Here is a 19,177-nt window from a genome sequence, read left to right on the forward strand (position 1 = left end):
ATGAAGGAAGGGCAGCTGGTCTATCTCTTGGATGAAAGAGGACGCAAATACTGGACGAACGTCCGCCCGGAGATGCTGAAGATCCAAGGGCTGGGCGCTCTCGACGGCAACAAGCTTCTGGCACTCGAGTCAGGTTCCAAGGTCTCCTTCGCCGGTATTGAATTCTATGTGATGGTCCCGGGAAACCCGGAACTGATGGAATCGGTGGATCGCAGCGCTCAGGTCATCATAGCCAAGGATGCGGCCACGATCCTGTTCAATCTTGACGTCAAGTCCGGCGACACCATTCTGGAGGCTGGACTCGGCTCAGCCTCGTTGACAATGCCGCTCCTGAATGTCGTAAGGCCGGCCGGGAAGGTCATCTCCGTAGAGCTGCGGGATGATTTTGCGACCAAGGGACGCAGGAACGTGGAGCGCACCGGATTCCAGGATAACTGGAGGCTGATGATCGGTGACGTCCGTAACATCGATGTCGGAGAACCTGTGGACGCGGCCATCCTGGACATGCCTAACCCCTGGGAGGCGGTGGACAATGTCAAACGATTCCTGAAACCGGGGGGACGGTTCTGCGGGTATGTGCCCAACACAAACCAGTTGGAATCGACAGTGAAGAAGCTGCGCACTTCCGGATTCATCGAAGTGGTTGCACTGGAGAACATCCAACGGACCATGGACGTGCACGAGGGTGGTGTTAGGCCCTCGTTCGATATGTTAGGACATACAGGGTACCTAGTGTTCGGAAGACTGACCATAACCTTACTCTGAACTACCGCGAAAGAAGGATTTCAACGATGGGTCTTAAGGCAAAGGGGACCGGAACCAGGGAGAAAAGGGTCCTTAGGACCTTGAGCCCATCCGGACAGGCAAATCACTGACCGAGGAAATGATGGAACGATCGTCCAGGAAATGAGTGCGGGCTTAAGCTTCCGATATGCCAGGCCGGTAGGCAAAGCATAATAACGACCCAGACCTTTGCTTGAACAGATGAGCTTCGAATTTGCCATCACCGTTTTCGCCGCGATCTTCGCCATCGTGAACCCGATAGGCAACATCCCGGTATTCGTCGCGATCACCCAGGATTACACCCCGGAACAGAAGCGGCGTGTCATCCGAAAGGTATGCATCGTGGCCGTCAGTGTCCTGCTGGCCTTTGGCATCTTCGGCAACTACATCTTCGCGATTTACGGAATAACCATTCCGGCTTTCAAGATCGCCGGAGGGATGCTGCTTTTCTCCATCGCGTTCACCATGACGCGCGGGCAGGTTCCCCGCTCCAAGCTCACCGGCGAAGAGAGCGAGGAGGCAATGGAGAAGGAGGAGGTTGGAGTGGTGCCCCTGGGCATACCGCTATTCGCCGGCCCGGGAGCCATCACCACGGTGATGATCTACATCTCCCTGGCGACCACCTCGAACGAGGTCGTGTTCGACCTGGCCTCGATATTCATCTCGATTATCCTCACCATAATTGCGAGCTATTTCCTGCTCAGATACGCCGAGCCGATCTTCTCGAGAATGGGGAAGAGCGGCGCCGGGGCGTTCACCAGGATCATGGGTCTGCTTCTGGCAGCGATCGCCATCGAATTCATAATCACCGGAACGTTCAGTGCGATCGATTCATACTACCACATCGTCCACTAGGCAACGTGGCAGGGAGAAGATTATTAACCGGCAGTCGATACGAGAATCCGGTGCGTCAATGGTCGTGGCAGAGATCCGGATAGAGCTCAAGCAGGGCGTGGCCGACCCCGAAGGCCAGAACACCAGGAAAGCGCTCGAACTGCTCGGTTTCAAGGGCATAAAGGGAGTTCGTTCGATCAAGACCTTCGAGGTCGAACTGGACCTGCCGGCCGATGAGGCGAAGAAGCAGGCAGATGAGATGTGCCGCAAGCTCCTGGCCAACCCGGTGATCCAGAAGTTCAAAGTCGAGATCAAGCAGTGAGAACAATGGCGATCGACCAGTTGCTGAAAAGGCGGGCGGTGCCGTTCGAGCTATTCGACGTCGACCTATTCTCGGCCAACGACGAGCAGCTCAAGGAACTGAGCACCAAGCTAGGGCTTAATCTGTCCATCGATGAGATGAAGAGGGTCCGGGAATATTTCCAGAAGCGTGGGAGCATACCCACGGATATCGAGATCCAGTCCATCGCGCAGGCGTGGAGCGAGCATTGCTGTTACAAGAGCTCCAAAGTGTTCCTGCGGGAGCACATCTTCAACATAAAACACCCAGACATACTGTCCAAGGGCGATGCCGGGGTGATGGTCTTCGATGATGAGTATGGATACGCGCTCCGCATCGAATCGCACAACCATCCTTCGGCCATCGAACCGTACGGTGGTGCGGCCACCGGCATAGGTGGCATAGTCCGTGATGTGCTGTGCATGGGTGCGCAGCCCATCGCCCTTATCGACCCGCTGTTCTTCGGCCCCATCGACTACAAGGGAGAGATGCCGGCCGGTTCAAAATCCCCCAAGTACCTGGTGGGCGGGGTGGTCGCGGGGATACGCGACTATGGCAACCGGATCGGGATACCCTGCGTCTGCGGGGGACTGTACTTCGACGAATCGTACGTGGGCAACTGCCTGGTCAACGTCGGCTGCGTCGGCATCGTGAAACGCAAGGACCTGGTGAACAATGCGGTCAAGGGCACCGAGGACGTGCTCATCCTGGTCGGAGGGAAGACCGGCAGGGACGGTATCCACGGCGTCACCTTTGCGTCGGCCGAACTGAAATCGACCTCCGAGGAGGAATCGAGAGGCTCGGTCCAGCTGGGCGATCCGATCACCAAGGAACCGCTCATACACGCATGTCTCGAGGTCAACTCGAAAGGGCTCATCCACGGAATGAAGGACCTGGGAGGGGGCGGGCTCTCCTGCGTCGTGGGGGAGATGGCGCTTTCCGGCGGATGCGGTGCGGTCGTGGACCTGGAACAGGTCCCGCTGAAGGAGACGGGCGTGGCCCCGTGGGAGATGTGGGTCTCAGAATCACAGGAAAGGATGATGCTGGCGGCGCCGGAAGAGAACGTCCAGGACATCCTGGACATATTCGCTTTGTGGGATGTCAACGCCTCTGTCATCGGCAGAGTGGTGGAAGGCAACCACGTCAAGCTGATCTATCACGGCGTGCAGGTCTTCGACATCGACCTGGAGTTCCTGACCAAGGGTCCTGAGTACTGCCGGCCCAGCAAGGTCAGTTCGCCATCGGCGACGGTCCATTCCGTCCCTAACGTACCGGAGGACATGAACGAGGTCCTGATGGCTCTGTTGTCGGAACCGAACATCGCCTCCAAGGAATGGGTCGTCCGGATGTACGACCACGAGGTCCGCGGCAACACCGTCGTCAAGCCCATGCAGGGCAAGATGAACAAGCGCGGACCGTCGGATGCCACCGTGCTCAAGCCGCTGGACCATTCATACCGCGGTCTTTCGCTGGCCATCGGGGTCAATCCCTGGTTCACCGCATTGGACCCTTACAAGGGAGGACAGGCCTCGGTGGATGAGGCTTGCCGCAACATCGTGGCGGTGGGGGGGACACCGCATTCGCTCACCAACTGCCTGAACTTCGGCAATCCGGAGAAGCCGGAAAGGTTGGGCGAACTGAAGGAGGCCATCGCCGGCCTGGCCAACATCGCCATCGAGCTCGGTCTGGCGGTCCCGTCCGGGAACGTAAGCCTATATAATGAGACCTCCAGGGGGCCGTGCCTTCCGACCGCCACGGTATTGGGACTGGGCATCGTGGAGGACGTTCGGAATGTCGTCACCACCGATCTGAAGAAAGAGGGGAATCCACTTTTCCTGGTAGGCACGACGAAAGAGGAGATGGGCGGATCGGCCCTCTACCGCAGATTCGGCGGGAAGGGCGGGCTGGTCCCGAGCGTGGACCCCAGAAGGCTGAAGAGCTCGATCAAGCTCATGAACGAGTGCATGAAGGATGGCATGGTCCGTTCCTGTCATGACCTGTCGGACGGAGGGTTCGCAGTGGCAATGGCAGAGATGTGCATCGCCGGGGACATCGGAGCGGACATCGATGTCAGCTCCATGGGCGACATGCCGAACATGGTGCGCCTATTCTCAGAGTCGAACACCCGCTGGATAGTGGAGGTCGACAAAGGCCGCGAGAAGGAGTTCATCGACCACATGACCATCCCGATCGCGCGACTGGGTCACGTGGGCGGTTCGGATCTCACGATCAAGGGCAAGGGCGCCCTCATAACTCTGTCGGTCGATTCATTAAGGAAGTGCTGGTCAGAACCGTTGTGGAAGCTGTTGGGGTGATCAAATGAGAGCGGAAGAGGTCAAGGTCTGCGTCATCAGGATCGAAGGCACCAACTGCGAGGACGAGTGCGCCCGGGCGTTCAGCTCGGTCGGCGCCAGCGCCGAGAAGGTACACCTCAAGCAATTGCTGGGCCAGTGCCCGGCGGCGATGAGGAGGGACCTGAACGACTATCACATCCTGGCGTTCCCTGGAGGTTTCTCCGCCGGCGACTACGTCCGGGCTGGAGCGATCTTCGCGGCGCGCATGAAGTCTGGTCTGTCGAAGGACCTGATCAAGTTCATCGAGTCCGGTAGGCCGGTCATCGGCATATGCAATGGATTCCAGATCCTGGTGGAGCTGGGAGCGCTGCCGGCATTGGACGGCGAGGCGATGTCGGAACAACCGGAGGCGGCGCTCTACACGAACTCATCCGGACGCTTCGAATGCATACCTACACTGCTGAAGCACGAGAACAGGGGCAAATGCGTGTTCACGACCGACATCCCGAAGCATGAGACGGTCATGTTCCCCTGCGCGCACGCCGAGGGCAAGCTGATGTTCCCCAAGGAGTCGGAGGATTCCATCCTGGACAAGATGGAGCACAACGACCAGGTGGTGTTCAAGTACGTGGACGAGAAGGGCGATTATGCCGGTTATCCCTGGTGCCCCAACGGGTCGGTCAGGAACATAGCCGGCATAAGCAATGTGCATGGGAACGTGTTCGGGCTGATGCCCCACCCAGAAAGGGTGTTCGACCGACTTACCCATCCGGATTGGACCAGGACCGGAGATAACCCGGTCGCGTCCGGTGACGGACGCGTGGTATTCGAGTCGGCGTTGAAGACCGTTCTGAAAAAGAACTGAACGTTCAGATCAGCGAGACCCTGACCTCGATCGGGTCGTTGTCGTTCAATCCGAGCGTCCGGCGCAGGTGGTACTTGCACAGTATCTCGAGCACGTCGCTATAGTGGGACCGGGACGGTATGACCACCGCGCACTCGACGTTCTGAATGGTCGCTAGATGGCACTGGACATCACCGAAGGTACGTCCGTTCCTCTCGAAGCCCTTCACGATGAGGGCCTTGGTCTGCCTCAGGGTGTCGACCTTGTGCACTTCGGACGGGTTCACCTTGACGTTCAGCGTTCCCTCATAGGGCGTGAAACCCAGCTTCTCGGTGAACTGCTCGATGTATCCCGGCTGCGTCACGTAGTACTGGCCTTCGCCCATTCCGGTTATGACCGTTCCCTTGATGACCAGCTCGTCCTTCATCTCGAAGATGCGCTGGTATTCGGTGTATTCCTTGCGCAGCATGTCGACGCCTTTGTCGGTCAACCGGATGCGCTGCCTTCTGGCCCCCAGGTCACGGCTTATGAAGCCTCCGTCAAGGAGTTCCAGTATCCGTTTTGATGCCGATTGCTGGCTCATGTCCAGCATCTCCCCTAGCTCGCGCGAGGATATCGCCACATAGTCATGCATGCCGCCCATTAGGGCGATCCGCCTGAGAGCGAGTATGAACTTCTCGTCCGTCTCTTCTTCCACCATATCCACTCCAGATTTTGCGCCGGCCCGTAAGCCGAGCGTGAACGGGACTACCACCAATAAAATGTGTAGCTAATCAATCTTGTTGTTCCCCGGATGAAATATGAGAATGAGGTTGACGATTGTTCGAGGATACAGTTTATTACCGAGGGGCATAATCGGCCTCCGGTGAGAGCATGGGAAGACATGTGATTGAAGCTCTTGGCAAGACGCGAGTTGTCGTTGAGGACGGAAAAGTGACCGAGGTTGGCAAGCCGGAAGTGGAGTATTGCCCTCTTTTCGCCAAACATCGCGGGATCCAACAGATAACGCCGGAAGTGGTCCGGGAGAACGTGGAGTTCCGGATCAGGGACTTCGGTATGTGCACCGAGGCTCGAAATATGCGGATGAAGGATTTCCTTTCGTTCGGGGTGTCCGAACTCATGGGCATGGCCCTGTCCAAGGGCATGATCGACGCCGCCGTCATAGTTTGTGAGGGTGCGGGGACCGTCGTTGTCACCGACCCAGAGCTTGCACAGGGCATCGGGGGAAGGATCTCCGGAATATTGGAGACGTCACCGATCGAGAGCGTCATTCAGGCCATAGGGAAGGATCGTGTGCTCGACCCGAAGACGGCCAAGATCGACCAGGTCAGCGGAGTGCAGAGGGCCCTGGACCTCGGTTTCAGAAGGATCGGCGTCTCAGTGGCGACTGGTAAGGATGCGGAGACCATCCGCAAGAAGTTGGAAGACTCCGCGGTCATATTTGCGGTCCACACCAGCAAAGTGTCGAGGAGCGATGCGATCAAGTTCCTGAAGAACTGCGACATCGTCACGGCGTGCGCCTCCAAGGAAGTGCGCAAGCTCATGTCCGAGGTCGATGTCATGAGATATGGCAACAAGGTCCCGATCTATGCAGTGTCAGATACCGGAAAGAGGATCATGACCGCAAGACTGGAACAGACCAAGGTTCCGCCTGCGACCGGCCCGGAAGACCCGCCCAAACCGCTGATCTAAAGTTGGTCGTCTTCCAGATAGAGATGCGTGCGAGACCTTAGGAAAATGCACTTGATGCCTGCCTTGCGGAGCTTCGCACGCATCAACGCATCATTGGTGACCACGTATGCATTCAGGTCGATCGCGGCGGCAATTATACCCTCGTCGCCCTGGATCGCCGTCTCGTAGCGCTTGTATTTGCCGGCCAGCTGCAACGCGACGTTCTTGAACTTGTTCTTGGAACGTTTCAGCTCGCCTATGGCCGGTCCAGGGACATACGCTTCATAGGTGCCCAAAAGATGTTGGAGCTCAAGATCCACGTTGATCTTGAACTCGAAGGGCATGAGAAGCGCGTTCGTGTCAAGGACCACTTTCTGCATGAAGGCCTACTGGATTATGCCGAAGCCGATAAGGCGCCACTTGCCGGTGATCTTCCTCGAAACGGCTACCCGCTGGCCCTTCTCGGCGCAGACCGGTATCTTCAACACGACCTCGGACTCGTTCCCCCTGGCGGAGGTGACGACACCGACCGTGGTGGCCGTACCGACGCTGAGCATGAGCGGTTCGTTGGTCTTGATGTTGTCCACCGCCAGGTCCTCGGCCGCTCCGACCACGCGTTCCAGAAGAGTGGTCGCCATGATGATCTTGTGCAACACTGGCGGCAACGTGCCCGGTTTGCCTACGACCCGTCCGGTAAGGCCATCCGACTTGGTCAATGCTGGGTCCAGCTTGGTCCCGATGGCGATGAGTCCGCCCGGTTTCGCCTTCTGCAGCTCGGTACCGCCGGCGTGAAGTGACTCGATGGTGGTGATGATCTTTTCCCAGGCGACCTTGCCGCCGGTGAGCTCGACCTTGCGGCCCGGAGCGATCTCGATCTCCTCACCGATCTCCAGCTTCCCCTGGATGATGGATCCGCCCAGGACGCCGCCCTTCAGTTCTTCCGGGCCGCTTCCTGGCTGGTTGATATCGAATGAACGGGCCACATACATCCTGGCCGGCCCCTTGCCTTCGTGCTTCGGGGTCGGTATGTACTTCTCGATGGCCTCGATAAGTTTGTCGATGTTGACATCGTGGTGGGCGGACACCGGTATGATCGGCGCGTTCTCGGCGATGGTGCCCTTGACGAACGCCTTGATCTGCTTGTAGTTGTCCAGCGCCTCTTCCTTGGTGACGATGTCTATCTTGTTCTGGACGATAATGATGTTCTCGACGCCGATGATGGACAGCGCCATGAGATGTTCCTTCGTCTGCGGCTGCGGGCAAGGCTCGTTCGCCGCCACCAACAGCAGCGCCCCGTTCATCATGGCCGCGCCTGAAAGCATCGTCGCCATGAGGGTTTCGTGACCTGGAGCATCCACGAACGACACCGATCGCAGGAACTCGGCCTTTCCGCCGCATTCCTTGCACTCTGGCCTGCTCGTGTATGCCTTCGTGTCGCCGCACTTGGGACATTTATAAAATGATACGTCCGCGTATCCCAGCCTGATCGAGATCCCTCTCTTGATCTCTTCCGAATGACGGTCCGTCCACTCCCCGCTAAGCGCTTTGGTCAGCGTGGTCTTTCCATGGTCGACGTGACCGATCATGCCGATGTTGATCTCCGGCTGGTGGGCCATACTCATTGCTTAGGCTCCTCTTTCTTTATGAGGTCTTCGATGGGCTTGGAGCCCTGGGTCGAGATCTTCATGTTGAGCTGAACCGTGTCCGGAGCGATGGTATTGCCCCTCATGGACTTCCGCCTCCTCAATCCGCCCTCGGTCGTCTGGAATCCAGTGCTCGTGGCGGTGAGCAGCCTCTTTCTCCTCGGTCCCGGTAGGTCCTTCCTCATCGGGAAGCCGTCCTTGTCACTTCCACCAGTGATCGCGAGCTTGTAGCCTGGAAGTCCAACGAAGATGCCGTCAACGACATCCCCGATCTTCTTCCCGATCAGGGAGTTGGCGTGGTGCCCGGATACGGACACCTGGTACGACTTACCGTTCTTTCCATCATTAATAACGGCTTTAAATTCAACCATACTAACACCTGTGAGTATCTCGCCCTAATGTAGTTCGCCTTAAATAACTATTGGTGTCATGAATGCCACATTATAGCGCAGGATATCCATGGTCGCCAGCAGAGCCGGGGAACCGGTCGTGAACACCTTGGGCGGCCGACCGCAAAACGGATGACGGCCTAGCATCGGCATGGCCGCCCGGCCTTAAACATTTACTCGTTTCACATCACTTCTGGCTCAACATTTGAAATGAATGAATTATCATCTACCGTTGGTGCAGTGTATAACGGGTCCCTAACGGAAGTAAGGAAGGCAAATAATATTACTCCGGACTTGAAATGTTGATTAACTGATATCCATGGCTAAAAAAACCAGTCCTGCCGATAAGAAATCGAATAAGGATACCGACGATACCGCCTCGAAGCTGGCCGCTCACAAGACCCAGGACCAGCTGAACCCGCATCATCAGAATGCGAAGCCGAAGGGGAAGAAGTAAGGTTCACGAGCAATGGCTTCGCGGACTGCTACCCTTCAAGGGAAAGGGTCCATGAAAGCATATATGGACCCGTAACGGCCTGTTGAACCTCCAATCCCCCTTGTTCCCGAGCCCGAGCGAAACCCTGCTTTGTCGACCGGGGGCCGTTCAGGGATCGAATCCTAGCATTGCGAAAAGGATTAACGAGCGGATGACCTGTGACCTTTTCACAATGCACTCCAACCTTCGTCCGGTGGTCATAGTCACTGCGTCAGCTGCCTTGTTCGGGGTAAGCGCGCCTTTGGCGAAGTCACTGGTCCAAGGAATGCCCCCGACAGAGCTGGCGGGGCTCCTCTATCTCGGCGCGTTCCTGGGCTTGGGCTTCTTCGCGGTCTCGAAGAGCCTCCTGAGACAGAAGGGGAGTTACGAGCCCGTCACCCGCATGGACACGAAATGGCTGGCCGGTTCCATAGTGTCTGGTGGCATCGTAGCCCCGATCCTGATGGTCACGGGTCTGACGCTGATCTCGGGCTTCACCGCCTCGTTATTGCTTAACCTCGAGGGGGTCTTCACGGCATTGCTGGCGGTCACGATCTTCCGGCAGAAGGAGGGAAAACGGCTATGGGCCGCCCTCCTCATGATGACGCTGGCCAGCATTCTTCTCACGTACGACCCCGTCAACGGGGGTTTCCGGCTGGAAGGAACACTTTTCCTGGCGGGGGCCATGCTCTGTTGGGGACTTGACAACAATCTTACCCAGAGAATCTCCGGAAAGGACCCGGTCCAGATATCGATGGCCAAAGGCGCCGTTGCGGGGAGCGCGTCCATCGGCATCACGCTGCTTCTCGGCTCCCAGATTGTCATAGGTCCGGAAATGGTCTACGCGCTGATACTGGGCGCGTTCAGCTACGGAGCCTCGTTGGTCCTGTTCATATTGGCCCTTAGCAAGATGGGCTCGGCCAGGACGGCGGCGCTGTTCGCGGTGGGCCCCTTCATCGGGGCATTGGTGTCCATTCCACTTCTGGGCGAATCGATTCAGTGGTTGATGCTGCCATCAGCGGTCCTGATGGCAACCGCCGTTTGGATGATCACCGGGGAGAAGCATGTGCATGAGCATCGTCACCAGGCGGTCATCCACTCCCACCCTCATGATAATGATGACCCACATCATCGCCACCACCCAGGAGAGACGATCGAGGAGACCCATTCCCATATGCACACCCATGAGGAGACGGTGCACAGCCACTCTCATTGGCCGGACACATCGCATCAGCACGAGCATTGATGCTATTGTCTCATGGTCGATGATAATCTTATAAAGAAGGGGCTGTCCTACTCAAACAGAGGAATTCGATGAGAAAATCTATCATGATATTGGCGTCCATCTTAGCGTTGTCCTGCCTGATCCTGAGCGCAGCGGTCCCGGCCTTGGCTGCCGACCCTTTGCGCAGGGAGGTCCGGACGGGCAGTTCCACTGTCGGTCTTAACAGCTATTCGGTCATCGGAGAGTTCACCACCGACCAGAGCCTGGCAGTGACACCGGACATATCGTACACCGTGTTCACCATCGGCGACAACGGCCCGGTCTATTACGATATCCTGCTCATGGACCAGGCGAACTACACCAAATACCAGAACAACGGCAACTTCTCCTACATCGCTGCCGGATCGAAGATCGGCCAGTCAGTGCAATCGGTCTCTGTATCCACCCTGCCACTGGCCCAGCAGACACATTATTTCCTGGTGGCGGACAATACCAACCTGCCGGCAGGCGGTTCCACTCCGACCCAGGAACTGCGTGTCGGGTACGTCCTCACCGGATACGATATGTCCATCCAGTTCCCGTCGAATAACCCGGTGGCTATCGGATTGGCAGTACTTGCTGTCATGGCGATACTGGCGATCATCGTGGTCGTCCTGCTCGTCCTGTATTTCGTTACCAGAAAGAAGAAGACGACCCCGACCCCACCGATGGCGGCGCCGATGGTGACACCGATGCCAGTTCAGCCAGTGATCAAACCGATGACACCGGAGGGCAACTGCCCGGTCTGCGGAAAACCGGTGAGCGCGGATTTCATGGTATGTCCGAACTGCGGAAATCGTTTGAAATGAACAAGGGGGCATCAACCCCCGATCCTTTTTCTAAAAACTCACATTCCCCAGAAGCGGTCCTTCTTCCGCTTTATCTCGAGGGTCTCGTCCAGCACCATCTTCTCGTCGGTGTTGAGATCGTAATCGGCCAGGCCTTTGACCTCCGATTCCAGGATATCCACGTACAGTATCGAATCGACGTCGATCTGGCGGCCCACCGTCGGACCGTCGATGGATATGGCGATCTCCTGCCCGGAGATACCTTCCTTCAGGATGTCCTCGTTGTCGCGCAGGCTCTTGATCTTGCCGATCTCGTTTCCATCCTTGTCGATCAGCCTCTGGCCGTTCCTGATTCGTCCGGCCAGAACGCGTACGCCGACGATGGCCGGTTTGCTGACCCGGAAGACGCAGTTGGGAAGCAACCGGATCTTGCCTGGGAAGGCGGTCAATGACCGCTTCTCCAGTTCTGCCTTGTGCTTCTCTTCCGCCACCCATTTCTGATAGTCTTCGATCAGTCCGTAGACGATGTCGTTCAGGAAGATCTTGCCCGGGTAATTTGGCAGCGCTTCCTTGGCGTCGACAAGCATATCGATGTTGAAGCCCAGCACTGCCCGGTGGAGTTCGTCATTGTATGAGGACACCTCGATGAGGTCCCTCCTGGAAACGTCCCCTACCTCGTACTTGCGGATCGGGATCCCGGCTTTGGCCGCCTCGAACGCCAGAGCCTCCAGGGAACCGATGGCATCAGCCTTTATCATGACGCCAGAGTCGACCGTTTCGATGTTCACCTTGGTCTCCTTGGTTATCTCTTCCAGGACCGCCTTCTCATTGCCTTTGATCACCCGCAACGGAGCACCAGCAATGACCCCTTCCAATGTCTGGCACATGACCTTCACGCCTGCCGCGGCGGTGACCTCGGTCACGGACCCGAACTTGTCCCGCGGGTCCCGGATCTCGTCCAGCGGCTTCGGTTTCAGGATGGCCTTGACCTTGGTTATGACCGGTTTGTTCCTGGTGCCCAGGGCGACCACGTCTCCCCGGTGGAGGGTACCTGCGTAGAGGATGACATCGACCGTCGGTCCGAGCCCCTTCTCCTCCTTGACCTCCAGGATCGTGCCTTTGGCCGGACCCTCCTCGGTCTTCAGTTCGCTCTCCAGGAACCTTTGGGCCAGTCCCACCAGGACCAGCAACAGGTCGGGTATGCCCTCCCCGGTCTTGGCTGAGATGGGGATGAGCGCGATGTTCTTGGTGAAATCCTCGATCCGGTCATAGCGGTCAGCGGAGAGACCTTCCATGGCCAACCTGCCGGAGATATCGTACAACCGGTTGTTGAGGTTCTCCTTGGCGTTCTCCGGCTGCTCCTTCTCGGAAAATATGAAAGGGGACTTGGGGTGAGATATCCAGCCATCCACCAGATCGATCTTGTTGAGGGCTATGATGAAGGGCGTCTTGAAACGCCTGAGGATGTTGATGGATTCGACGGTCTGCGGCTTCAGCCCTTCATTGATGTCGATGACCAAGATGGCGATGTCCGCCAGGGAACCGCCCCTCGCGCGCAGTGAAGTGAATGACTGGTGTCCCGGTGTATCGATGAACAATAGGCCAGGCACACCGAACTTCCTCTTCCCCATCAGCTGGGCGCACACCTTCTCGATATGCTCCAGCGGCACCTCGGTCGCTCCGATGTGCTGGGTGATGAAACCGGCCTCGCGTGACATTACGGCGGTGCCGCGGATGTAATCAAGCAGGCTGGTCTTGCCATGGTCGACGTGACCAAGTACACTGACTATAGGCTGCCTGATGCTCATATCCAATCGGATTATGGCAAATGTATTTCTATCTTTCTTAGCACCGACGAACAATCGGGATGGATAGTGGGAATACGACTAGAAAAATGAGAATGGAAGAAGGTTAGGAAAACGTTTTGCCAGTCGGTTCACTCGAACAGCCAGGAGCTGACGTTGTACTTGTAGTCCTGGAGCTCGTAGTCGTTGAAGAACAGGTTGATCTCCCGCTTCGCCGATTCCGGGGAATCGGAGCCGTGGATCAGGTTCCTGCCCGTCTGCTGCGCCAGGTCGCCCCGGATCGTTCCAGGGGAGGCTTCCTTGGGATTGGTCTTGCCCATCATCGTCCTTAGTGTGGCGACGATGTCGTCCCCTTCCCAGACCATTACAAGCACCGGACCGGAGGTCATGTACTCGATCAGGCCGTTGAAGAAGCCCTTTCCCTTGTGCTCCCCATAATGGCGCTCGGCCAGTTCCTTTGGGATCCTCATGAACTTCATTGCGACCGGCTTGAAGCCCTTGGCCTCGATCCGGCCCAATATCTCGCTCATGAGCCCGCGCTGGATAGCGTCCGGCTTAAGCATAACGAACGTGCGCTCGATCATCTGGTTTTCGCCCCAGATCACGCTTCAGGGGCCTTGGCCTTCGCCTTGGCTTCCTTTGGCTTCTTTTCCTTCTTGGGCTTGGCCTCGGCTGCGGGAACGACTGCGGTCTCCTCCGGAGCCGGGAGAGCCTTGGGCTCTACCGGTGCCAGCTCTGCCTTTGCGGCAGCGTCGTCCGCTGCCTTCAGGTTGCGGGCATCCGTGGCGAGGTTCTTGCGTGCGGTGTACGCGGCGGTCCAGGTGACCTTCCTCGGGACGCGGCCCATGTCGATCATGTTCTTGGAGCACTTGTTGCTGCAGAACAGATACGTGGTTCCGTCCTTCTTGACGTACATCTTACCGGTGCCTGGCTCGATCGATGCTCCACAGAAGGAGCATATCTTTTGCTCAACCATTTTATGTCACCGTCCAGTTTACCGAATAGATAGCTTGCGGGCCTCTCTCGAGGTCTCCCTTAGCATTAGGATGTCGCCCATGCGCACTGGCCCCATGATATTCCTGGTGATGATCCTCCCCTTGTCGCGACCGTCTAGTACACGGACCTTGACCTGGGTAGCCTCACCCGTCATCCCGGTGCGGCCGATGATCTCGACCACTTCCGAGGCGATGCTCTCTTCATCCACCATGGTTTAGCACCTTACCTTACTTCGCTGCCCTGAGCTTCCTGGCGTTCTCGACGAGGTTGTCCAGCACTGGCTTCCCCTTTCCGGCGTCCAGTATTGCGATGGACGCGGTGGGCTTTTCCAGTCCGCACGCGTTGCCGAGCTCCGCCTTGGATGCTACGTAGACGTACGGGACGTTACGCTCCTCGCACAGGAGGGGCATGTGAGCCAGGATCTCTGGGGGCTGGACGTCCTCAGCCATTACGATAAGGACCGCCTCTCCTCGCTCGACAAGCTTGGTGACCTCGTTGGTCCCCTTCTTGATCTTGCCGGTGTCGCGAGCAAGCTCGACGACCTCGTAGGCCTTGTCCTGCAGTTCCTTTGTCATCTCGAATCTAACGAATGCTGGTTTTGCCATTATTTCACCTCATTCGGATGTTAAACATCCTCATCATTCATTGGTAGAATGCGGAATGTGCCAAAGTCATGGTGATATTTATAACTTGTCGGGTGGTCCCATAGGAGGTAGTTTGGACAATGGCCAGGCGACGACAAGGACTTCTTTGATAAGACCATTTCGGATATGTTTACGGACCAACCTTCCTGTGCAACCAATGGTCTACCAACCACATCGAGCCAAGCAGGCCGACCAACAGGTCCACTCCTACCAATATGAACACGTATGCCATCGTGGTGGACATTCCTGGCTTGTAGATGGCGGTGATCGAGTTGCCGGTCACCTCGATTATTGTATCATTTGCCAGCAAAAAGCTGGTATTGAAGTTGGTATCCAGGTCCAGACCGTACCTCCATTCTGTGGAACCATGGCTGCCGATCAGCACTATCGAATCGTTCTTTTGGACCAGCAGGCCGTCCCCATAAATACCCATGATCCAAACCACACCCGTTTCGTTGGATCGATAGGCTCGACCGTCCGGACCTACTGCCCATATCATTCTGGCTTCATCTTCGAGATAGGCCGTGTCTCCATTGACAAATACATTACCGACCGCCCCTTGGAATTCCGTTCTGAACCGGAAAGCACTATCGCTTGTTCTTCGCGCACTCAGCGTGGTGTTGCTGATATTGCCGTGATCATCGATGGAGCGACTGAAGCTGTAGTTCACGGTCTGTATTGTAATCATCCAGTCATTCAATTGCTCTTGCGGTTGGATAGGTTCCGTCGGTTCCATCGTCCAATTCTTTTGCAGATCCTTGGTCAATCCCATTTCGACGTAAAACGGGCCGCTGAGGGAATTGTCATTAATGAATGGTATTGTGATCGTTCCGTTTTTCTCCAGATTTATGAAGTTAATAAAGTTAACAGAGCCTGAAATTATGGATGAATATGAGAACGCATTCCTTTTGCCGAGGATCGATCCGTCCGATGATATCGAAATTAGCTCATCAAAGGCAAGGTCATCATAAAGGCTGATGGCATTCTTCGATCCGACCCCGTGGTCGATCAGGACAGTCCCATCGGTGCACGATCCCCATAAATTCACCGAGCCATTATCCGTATACCTCCAATTCACCCAACCATTACTGTTAAGGCAAAGCACTGTGCCTGTCATGGATCCGTTTGCGATATGCAAGTAGAGATTGCGATCATATCCGGTGTCGCACCTGTCCATGCCCGCTTCTGTGAAGCTCCATTTCAGACCTCCGTTCTTCTTAAGGCATTCCAGTGTCGTGGTTCCGTTATGCTTGTCGATCAAAAGGAGATCGTCCATGTAATATTGATTGTAGGAAACCAAAGAGGTGTATGGATGTTCCCAGACCACTCTGTTGTTCGAATCGATGGATCTTATCTTCAGATCATCCACATCATTCATGATTATCGAGTCGTTCGTATGAGAGACCACTTGACCCTGGTTGGTTTCCATGTCTATCTTCCATTTGATACCCATGCCTCCGGTCGCTCTTTCCTCATCAAGGAGACCGATCCCAATGATACCAGATGATACCAGAAATAAAGCGATGAGCACGAATATCGCCAAGAGCTTGAGATTCCGACCTATCTTATCCAATCTGCTTCCCAGTATGAGAGGCTGTGACTGATATTTATTCTACCGTATATATTGTATATACTGGAATGGGAATGAATCTCGAAAGACATGCTCGCTGAAGCCCACCGAGACCTCGTTCCCTAGTATCAGGTCCTTCGTTTCACCGATGCCTTGGTGGCGACGGTCATGATCGTTGGGGGAGGCTGTCTTTCATCCTTACCTTGGATGTGACGGCCCCGTTCTCTACCGCTTCAATCGTCGGCTGATCTGGTTATTGCGTTCATTTCACTTTCTTGCCTCCAGATCATTTCCATTCTGTCCACTGCACGTCTGTGGGAGGGACAATCCGTGAATCGATGGCCGTTCCTCCGACGTCTGCCATGAGAGTGAGGAGACTGGCAGGGTCATTCCTATGCTTGCGATGGCCTCGCTGGGTTTCCCGCGTTTCACTATCCTGCCCTGATCCAACAGGCAAGCGCTATCTCCCAGCTCCACCGCATCCCCGATATCATGAGTGACGATGATGCACGGGGTCCTGGTCCTTCGGATCAATGTCCTGATCTCTTTTCGGATCGTCGTCTGGGCGCCCGTGTCGAGGGCGTTCAGCGGCTCGTCCAGGAGGAAAATGTTGGGTCCCAGGACAAGCGTCCTTAGCAGGGCCACTTGCTGCCTCTGGCCCCCGGAAAGGTTCGATATCCGCACATCCTTGAGCTCCCATAGGGAATATTCCTCCATGTAGGGACGGACAGTCTCGATGATCTCCTTTTCTCTAAGCCTCTTGACCTTAAGGCCAAAGGCCAGGTTCCCTAACACCGTCATATGTGGGAATAGGGCATAGTTCTGGAACATGAAACCAGTGCCGCGCTGGTCGACCGGGAGGTTGATGCCCGCCTCGGAATCGAACAGGACGCTCCCGTTTATCACGATCCTGCCGCTGTCAGGTTGCATGAGTCCGGCGACCATCTTCAGTATGGTCGTCTTCCCGGATCCATTTCTACCGAACAGCACATGGATGTCCTCATCTTTGACCATCATATCGACGTCTAGGACGTAGTCCCTGAGCTGCTTCTTGACCCTGATCTCAACTGACATTGGCCATCCTCCTGCCCAGCAATTTTACAGAAAGGATAACTGCGAAGGAAATTGCTACCAGAACGATCGATATGGACAAGGCCGGCCCGATGTCGCCTTCGAACGATGAGTAAATGGCCAGAGGCATGGTCTGGGTCACCCCTGGCATGTTGCCAGCGAACATAATGGTCGCCCCGAACTCCCCAAGCGCCCGGGCCCAGGCCATGATGGCGCCGGACAGCAGGCCGCTCGAAGCTAGGGGCAGGGATATGCGGGAGAATGTGTTCCAACGGGACGAACCCATGGTCCGGGCTGTTTCCTCATACTCTATATCCACTCCCTGAAAGCTCATCCGTGCCTGACGGATATAGAACGGTGAGGAGACGAACACCTGGGCCAGCACCACTGCGAATGTGGTGAAGGCGATGTCCACCCCGAACAAATGGAAGTATTGTCCAATGATCCCGCGCCTGCCGAACGCCATTAGCAAGGCAAGACCCGCCACGGCCGGAGGTAGGACGGCCGGGATATCGGTGATGGTGTCAACCAGCATCCTGCCCCGATACTCGAACCTTGCGTTGATGTAAGCGATCGGGGTGCCGAAAAGCAATACGATGATCGTGCTCGCTGTGGCAGTGATCAGACTGAGCCATAACGCGTCGGCAACGGTTGGGTCGTTCAGGGATGTTAGAAAATCCCCAAGGGATATCTTGAGAAAAAGGGAGGCGATGGGGATCGAGATAAAGGCTAGGGCTAACACTATGATCACGCCCAGCAACAGGCGGCCGGCGTAGCTGCCCATCTTGTTCCCCCATTTTCTTGCCCTCGCCTCTGTTTCTTGCATCTTCACAACTCGGCAGACCTATTTTCTTGGCTCATTCCACTGTGATGAAACCGTATTTGGCCATTACCGCCTGACCGTCTGGTGACATCACATAGCCTATGAAACCAGATGCCTCGGTCGGATGGGCGAAGGAAACAAGCCCACCTATCGGATAAACAGCGATAACATTGTAAGCGTCCGAGATCGGTATCTGGGTGACCTTCGACCCTGCCCCTGCCGCATCGGTGGTATAGACTATTCCAGCGTCCGCCTCTCCTAATGATATCTTTGTGACGATGTTGTTCACAGAGGATTCCTGTGACACCACGTTGCCCATGACCTTGGTCTGGAAATCGGTGAACTCCGAGCTGCTGTTCGATATCGATCTCATGAAGGTCCTGGTGTAATTGCCGATGGGGACACTGGTGTCTCCGATCACGATCTTGATCCCGGATTTCGTGAGATCGGAAAGGGAGATCACCCCGGCTGTGTTTGAAGACGGGACAATGACCACCAAGCGGTTCTTAGCGAATGTCTGAATGGTCGAGTTATCGATCATATCGGCGGTCGCCACCGCATTCAGATTCTTGTAATCGGCAGAGGCGAATACATCTGCGGTGGCACCGTTAAGGAGCTGTGTCTTGAGGTTGGCAGATCCGTCAAAGTTGAAATTCAGCTTGATGTTGGTGTGATTTGCTTCATAGTTGTTTCCCATTTCAGTGAAGGCCGCTTTCAGGGAAGCCGCGGCGAACACGGTGACCTCTGTCTTGTTCGCCGACGGTTGGGTGCTTAAGGAAACGCCAGCGACGACTATTGCGACGATGACCAGCACTACGGCGATGACGGTCAAGGCCTTCTTGTTCAATGCCATATCAGATCCTCCATTTTCCTGTATTCGTTATCCCTAGTTTTTCCAATCCAGATGCATTTCGACCAGGTTCGTATATCATGGGAATTTCCT

The 19,177-nt window shown here is 56.0% G+C and carries 22 protein-coding genes; 9 read left to right on the forward strand and 13 right to left on the reverse strand.

Annotation, left to right across the window (positions count from 1 at the left end; translation table 11 throughout):
• From VGK23_06415 to purQ, 5 genes are all read left to right on the forward strand, one after another.
• Entirely contained in the window at positions 1-765 is a 765-nt protein-coding gene (locus VGK23_06415; protein ID HEY3420169.1) for a tRNA (adenine-N1)-methyltransferase, read from the forward strand.
• Positions 766-984: 219 nt separating this feature from the next.
• Positions 985-1,638: an NAAT family transporter gene (locus VGK23_06420; GenBank protein ID HEY3420170.1), complete on the forward strand. Its 654-nt coding sequence runs from the start codon at positions 985-987 to the stop codon at positions 1,636-1,638.
• 58 nt (positions 1,639-1,696) lie between these two features.
• Positions 1,697-1,939, forward strand: coding sequence for a phosphoribosylformylglycinamidine synthase subunit PurS (gene purS, locus VGK23_06425; GenBank protein ID HEY3420171.1), 243 nt, complete (start codon positions 1,697-1,699; stop codon positions 1,937-1,939).
• A gap of 5 nt (positions 1,940-1,944) precedes the next feature.
• Entirely contained in the window at positions 1,945-4,272 is a 2,328-nt protein-coding gene (gene purL / locus VGK23_06430; protein HEY3420172.1) for a phosphoribosylformylglycinamidine synthase subunit PurL, read from the forward strand.
• Between the two features lie 4 nt (positions 4,273-4,276).
• Positions 4,277-5,116 (forward strand): phosphoribosylformylglycinamidine synthase subunit PurQ, encoded by an 840-nt coding sequence (gene purQ / locus VGK23_06435; protein ID HEY3420173.1) that lies wholly within the window; start codon positions 4,277-4,279, stop codon positions 5,114-5,116.
• A gap of 4 nt (positions 5,117-5,120) precedes the next feature.
• Here the strand turns inward: purQ and VGK23_06440 are convergent, their stop codons facing one another.
• Positions 5,121-5,795 carry a DUF120 domain-containing protein gene (locus VGK23_06440; GenBank protein ID HEY3420174.1) on the reverse strand — a complete coding sequence of 225 codons (675 nt, stop codon included), beginning with the start codon at positions 5,793-5,795 and terminating at the stop codon, positions 5,121-5,123.
• 173 nt (positions 5,796-5,968) lie between these two features.
• On the opposite strand from VGK23_06440, the gene VGK23_06445 reads away from it, so the two are divergent.
• A complete protein-coding gene (locus tag VGK23_06445; GenBank protein ID HEY3420175.1) occupies positions 5,969-6,787 on the forward strand; it encodes a methanogenesis marker 8 protein in 819 nt (272 codons plus the stop codon).
• Here the strand turns inward: VGK23_06445 and VGK23_06450 are convergent.
• The 3 genes from VGK23_06450 to VGK23_06460 are packed head-to-tail and all read right to left on the reverse strand — an operon-like array spanning position 6,784 to position 8,780.
• Positions 6,784-7,146: a twitching motility protein PilT gene (locus VGK23_06450; GenBank protein ID HEY3420176.1), complete on the reverse strand. Its 363-nt coding sequence runs from the start codon at positions 7,144-7,146 to the stop codon at positions 6,784-6,786. The two genes, VGK23_06445 and VGK23_06450, sit on opposite strands and share 4 nt — an antisense overlap.
• Positions 7,147-7,152: 6 nt before the next feature.
• Complete coding sequence (locus tag VGK23_06455) at positions 7,153-8,388, reverse strand: translation initiation factor IF-2 subunit gamma (GenBank protein HEY3420177.1); 1,236 nt, start codon at positions 8,386-8,388, stop codon at positions 7,153-7,155.
• Positions 8,385-8,780: a 30S ribosomal protein S6e gene (locus tag VGK23_06460; protein ID HEY3420178.1), complete on the reverse strand. Its 396-nt coding sequence runs from the start codon at positions 8,778-8,780 to the stop codon at positions 8,385-8,387. The genes VGK23_06455 and VGK23_06460 overlap by 4 nt, the downstream gene beginning before the upstream one ends.
• Before the next feature lie 337 nt (positions 8,781-9,117).
• Between VGK23_06460 and VGK23_06465 the strand changes: the two genes are divergently transcribed.
• The 3 genes from VGK23_06465 (at position 9,118) to VGK23_06475 (ending at position 11,346) form a co-directional block, all read left to right on the forward strand.
• Positions 9,118-9,255, forward strand: coding sequence for a hypothetical protein (locus VGK23_06465; GenBank protein ID HEY3420179.1), 138 nt, complete (start codon positions 9,118-9,120; stop codon positions 9,253-9,255).
• 211 nt (positions 9,256-9,466) lie between these two features.
• Positions 9,467-10,519 carry an EamA family transporter gene (locus VGK23_06470; GenBank protein HEY3420180.1) on the forward strand — a complete coding sequence of 351 codons (1,053 nt, stop codon included), beginning with the start codon at positions 9,467-9,469 and terminating at the stop codon, positions 10,517-10,519.
• A 68-nt stretch (positions 10,520-10,587) separates the two neighbouring features.
• A complete protein-coding gene (locus VGK23_06475; protein ID HEY3420181.1) occupies positions 10,588-11,346 on the forward strand; it encodes a zinc ribbon domain-containing protein in 759 nt (252 codons plus the stop codon).
• A gap of 38 nt (positions 11,347-11,384) precedes the next feature.
• On the opposite strand, the gene infB is transcribed toward VGK23_06475, so the two are convergent.
• The 9 genes from infB to modA form a co-directional block, all read right to left on the reverse strand.
• Positions 11,385-13,133 (reverse strand): translation initiation factor IF-2, encoded by a 1,749-nt coding sequence (gene infB, locus VGK23_06480; protein HEY3420182.1) that lies wholly within the window; start codon positions 13,131-13,133, stop codon positions 11,385-11,387.
• A gap of 128 nt (positions 13,134-13,261) precedes the next feature.
• Positions 13,262-13,714 carry a nucleoside-diphosphate kinase gene (ndk, locus tag VGK23_06485; GenBank protein HEY3420183.1) on the reverse strand — a complete coding sequence of 151 codons (453 nt, stop codon included), beginning with the start codon at positions 13,712-13,714 and terminating at the stop codon, positions 13,262-13,264.
• Between the two features lie 17 nt (positions 13,715-13,731).
• Positions 13,732-14,106, reverse strand: coding sequence for a 50S ribosomal protein L24e (locus tag VGK23_06490; GenBank protein ID HEY3420184.1), 375 nt, complete (start codon positions 14,104-14,106; stop codon positions 13,732-13,734).
• An 18-nt stretch (positions 14,107-14,124) separates the two neighbouring features.
• A complete protein-coding gene (locus VGK23_06495; protein ID HEY3420185.1) occupies positions 14,125-14,337 on the reverse strand; it encodes a 30S ribosomal protein S28e in 213 nt (70 codons plus the stop codon).
• Positions 14,338-14,353: 16 nt separating this feature from the next.
• Positions 14,354-14,731, reverse strand: a complete 378-nt coding sequence (rpl7ae, locus tag VGK23_06500; GenBank protein ID HEY3420186.1) for a 50S ribosomal protein L7Ae — start codon at positions 14,729-14,731, stop codon at positions 14,354-14,356.
• Between the two features lie 169 nt (positions 14,732-14,900).
• Positions 14,901-16,343, reverse strand: coding sequence for a hypothetical protein (locus VGK23_06505; protein HEY3420187.1), 1,443 nt, complete (start codon positions 16,341-16,343; stop codon positions 14,901-14,903).
• 264 nt (positions 16,344-16,607) lie between these two features.
• Complete coding sequence (locus VGK23_06510) at positions 16,608-17,414, reverse strand: ABC transporter ATP-binding protein (GenBank protein ID HEY3420188.1); 807 nt, start codon at positions 17,412-17,414, stop codon at positions 16,608-16,610.
• Positions 17,404-18,237 carry an ABC transporter permease gene (locus VGK23_06515; GenBank protein ID HEY3420189.1) on the reverse strand — a complete coding sequence of 278 codons (834 nt, stop codon included), beginning with the start codon at positions 18,235-18,237 and terminating at the stop codon, positions 17,404-17,406. Before VGK23_06515 ends, VGK23_06510 begins: the two co-directional genes overlap by 11 nt.
• Positions 18,238-18,268: 31 nt before the next feature.
• Positions 18,269-19,087 (reverse strand): molybdate ABC transporter substrate-binding protein, encoded by an 819-nt coding sequence (gene modA, locus VGK23_06520; GenBank protein HEY3420190.1) that lies wholly within the window; start codon positions 19,085-19,087, stop codon positions 18,269-18,271.
• Positions 19,088-19,177 lie beyond the last annotated feature (90 nt).

The organism is Methanomassiliicoccales archaeon (genome assembly GCA_036504055.1).
In the GTDB taxonomy this organism is placed as follows: Archaea; Thermoplasmatota; Thermoplasmata; order Methanomassiliicoccales; family UBA472; genus DASXVU01.

Bases quoted from the DNA above. Each gene is read 5' to 3' on its own strand.
- VGK23_06495 (HEY3420185.1), bottom strand. From the start codon at position 14,337: ATGGTGGATGAAGAGAGCATCGCCTCGGAAGTGGTCGAGATCATCGGC.
- VGK23_06450 (HEY3420176.1), bottom strand. From the start codon at position 7,146: ATGCAGAAAGTGGTCCTTGACACGAACGCGCTTCTCATGCCCTTCGAG.
- VGK23_06420 (HEY3420170.1), top strand. From the start codon at position 985: ATGAGCTTCGAATTTGCCATCACCGTTTTCGCCGCGATCTTCGCCATC.
- VGK23_06490 (HEY3420184.1), bottom strand. From the start codon at position 14,106: ATGGTTGAGCAAAAGATATGCTCCTTCTGTGGAGCATCGATCGAGCCA.
- VGK23_06415 (HEY3420169.1), top strand. From the start codon at position 1: ATGAAGGAAGGGCAGCTGGTCTATCTCTTGGATGAAAGAGGACGCAAA.
- modA (HEY3420190.1), bottom strand. From the start codon at position 19,087: ATGGCATTGAACAAGAAGGCCTTGACCGTCATCGCCGTAGTGCTGGTC.
- VGK23_06440 (HEY3420174.1), bottom strand. From the start codon at position 5,795: ATGGTGGAAGAAGAGACGGACGAGAAGTTCATACTCGCTCTCAGGCGG.
- rpl7ae (HEY3420186.1), bottom strand. From the start codon at position 14,731: ATGGCAAAACCAGCATTCGTTAGATTCGAGATGACAAAGGAACTGCAG.
- VGK23_06515 (HEY3420189.1), bottom strand. From the start codon at position 18,237: ATGCAAGAAACAGAGGCGAGGGCAAGAAAATGGGGGAACAAGATGGGC.
- infB (HEY3420182.1), bottom strand. From the start codon at position 13,133: ATGAGCATCAGGCAGCCTATAGTCAGTGTACTTGGTCACGTCGACCAT.
- VGK23_06510 (HEY3420188.1), bottom strand. From the start codon at position 17,414: ATGTCAGTTGAGATCAGGGTCAAGAAGCAGCTCAGGGACTACGTCCTA.
- VGK23_06475 (HEY3420181.1), top strand. From the start codon at position 10,588: ATGAGAAAATCTATCATGATATTGGCGTCCATCTTAGCGTTGTCCTGC.
- purL (HEY3420172.1), top strand. From the start codon at position 1,945: ATGGCGATCGACCAGTTGCTGAAAAGGCGGGCGGTGCCGTTCGAGCTA.
- VGK23_06470 (HEY3420180.1), top strand. From the start codon at position 9,467: ATGCACTCCAACCTTCGTCCGGTGGTCATAGTCACTGCGTCAGCTGCC.
- VGK23_06445 (HEY3420175.1), top strand. From the start codon at position 5,969: ATGGGAAGACATGTGATTGAAGCTCTTGGCAAGACGCGAGTTGTCGTT.
- ndk (HEY3420183.1), bottom strand. From the start codon at position 13,714: ATGATCGAGCGCACGTTCGTTATGCTTAAGCCGGACGCTATCCAGCGC.
- VGK23_06460 (HEY3420178.1), bottom strand. From the start codon at position 8,780: ATGGTTGAATTTAAAGCCGTTATTAATGATGGAAAGAACGGTAAGTCG.
- VGK23_06455 (HEY3420177.1), bottom strand. From the start codon at position 8,388: ATGAGTATGGCCCACCAGCCGGAGATCAACATCGGCATGATCGGTCAC.
- purQ (HEY3420173.1), top strand. From the start codon at position 4,277: ATGAGAGCGGAAGAGGTCAAGGTCTGCGTCATCAGGATCGAAGGCACC.
- purS (HEY3420171.1), top strand. From the start codon at position 1,697: ATGGTCGTGGCAGAGATCCGGATAGAGCTCAAGCAGGGCGTGGCCGAC.
- VGK23_06465 (HEY3420179.1), top strand. From the start codon at position 9,118: ATGGCTAAAAAAACCAGTCCTGCCGATAAGAAATCGAATAAGGATACC.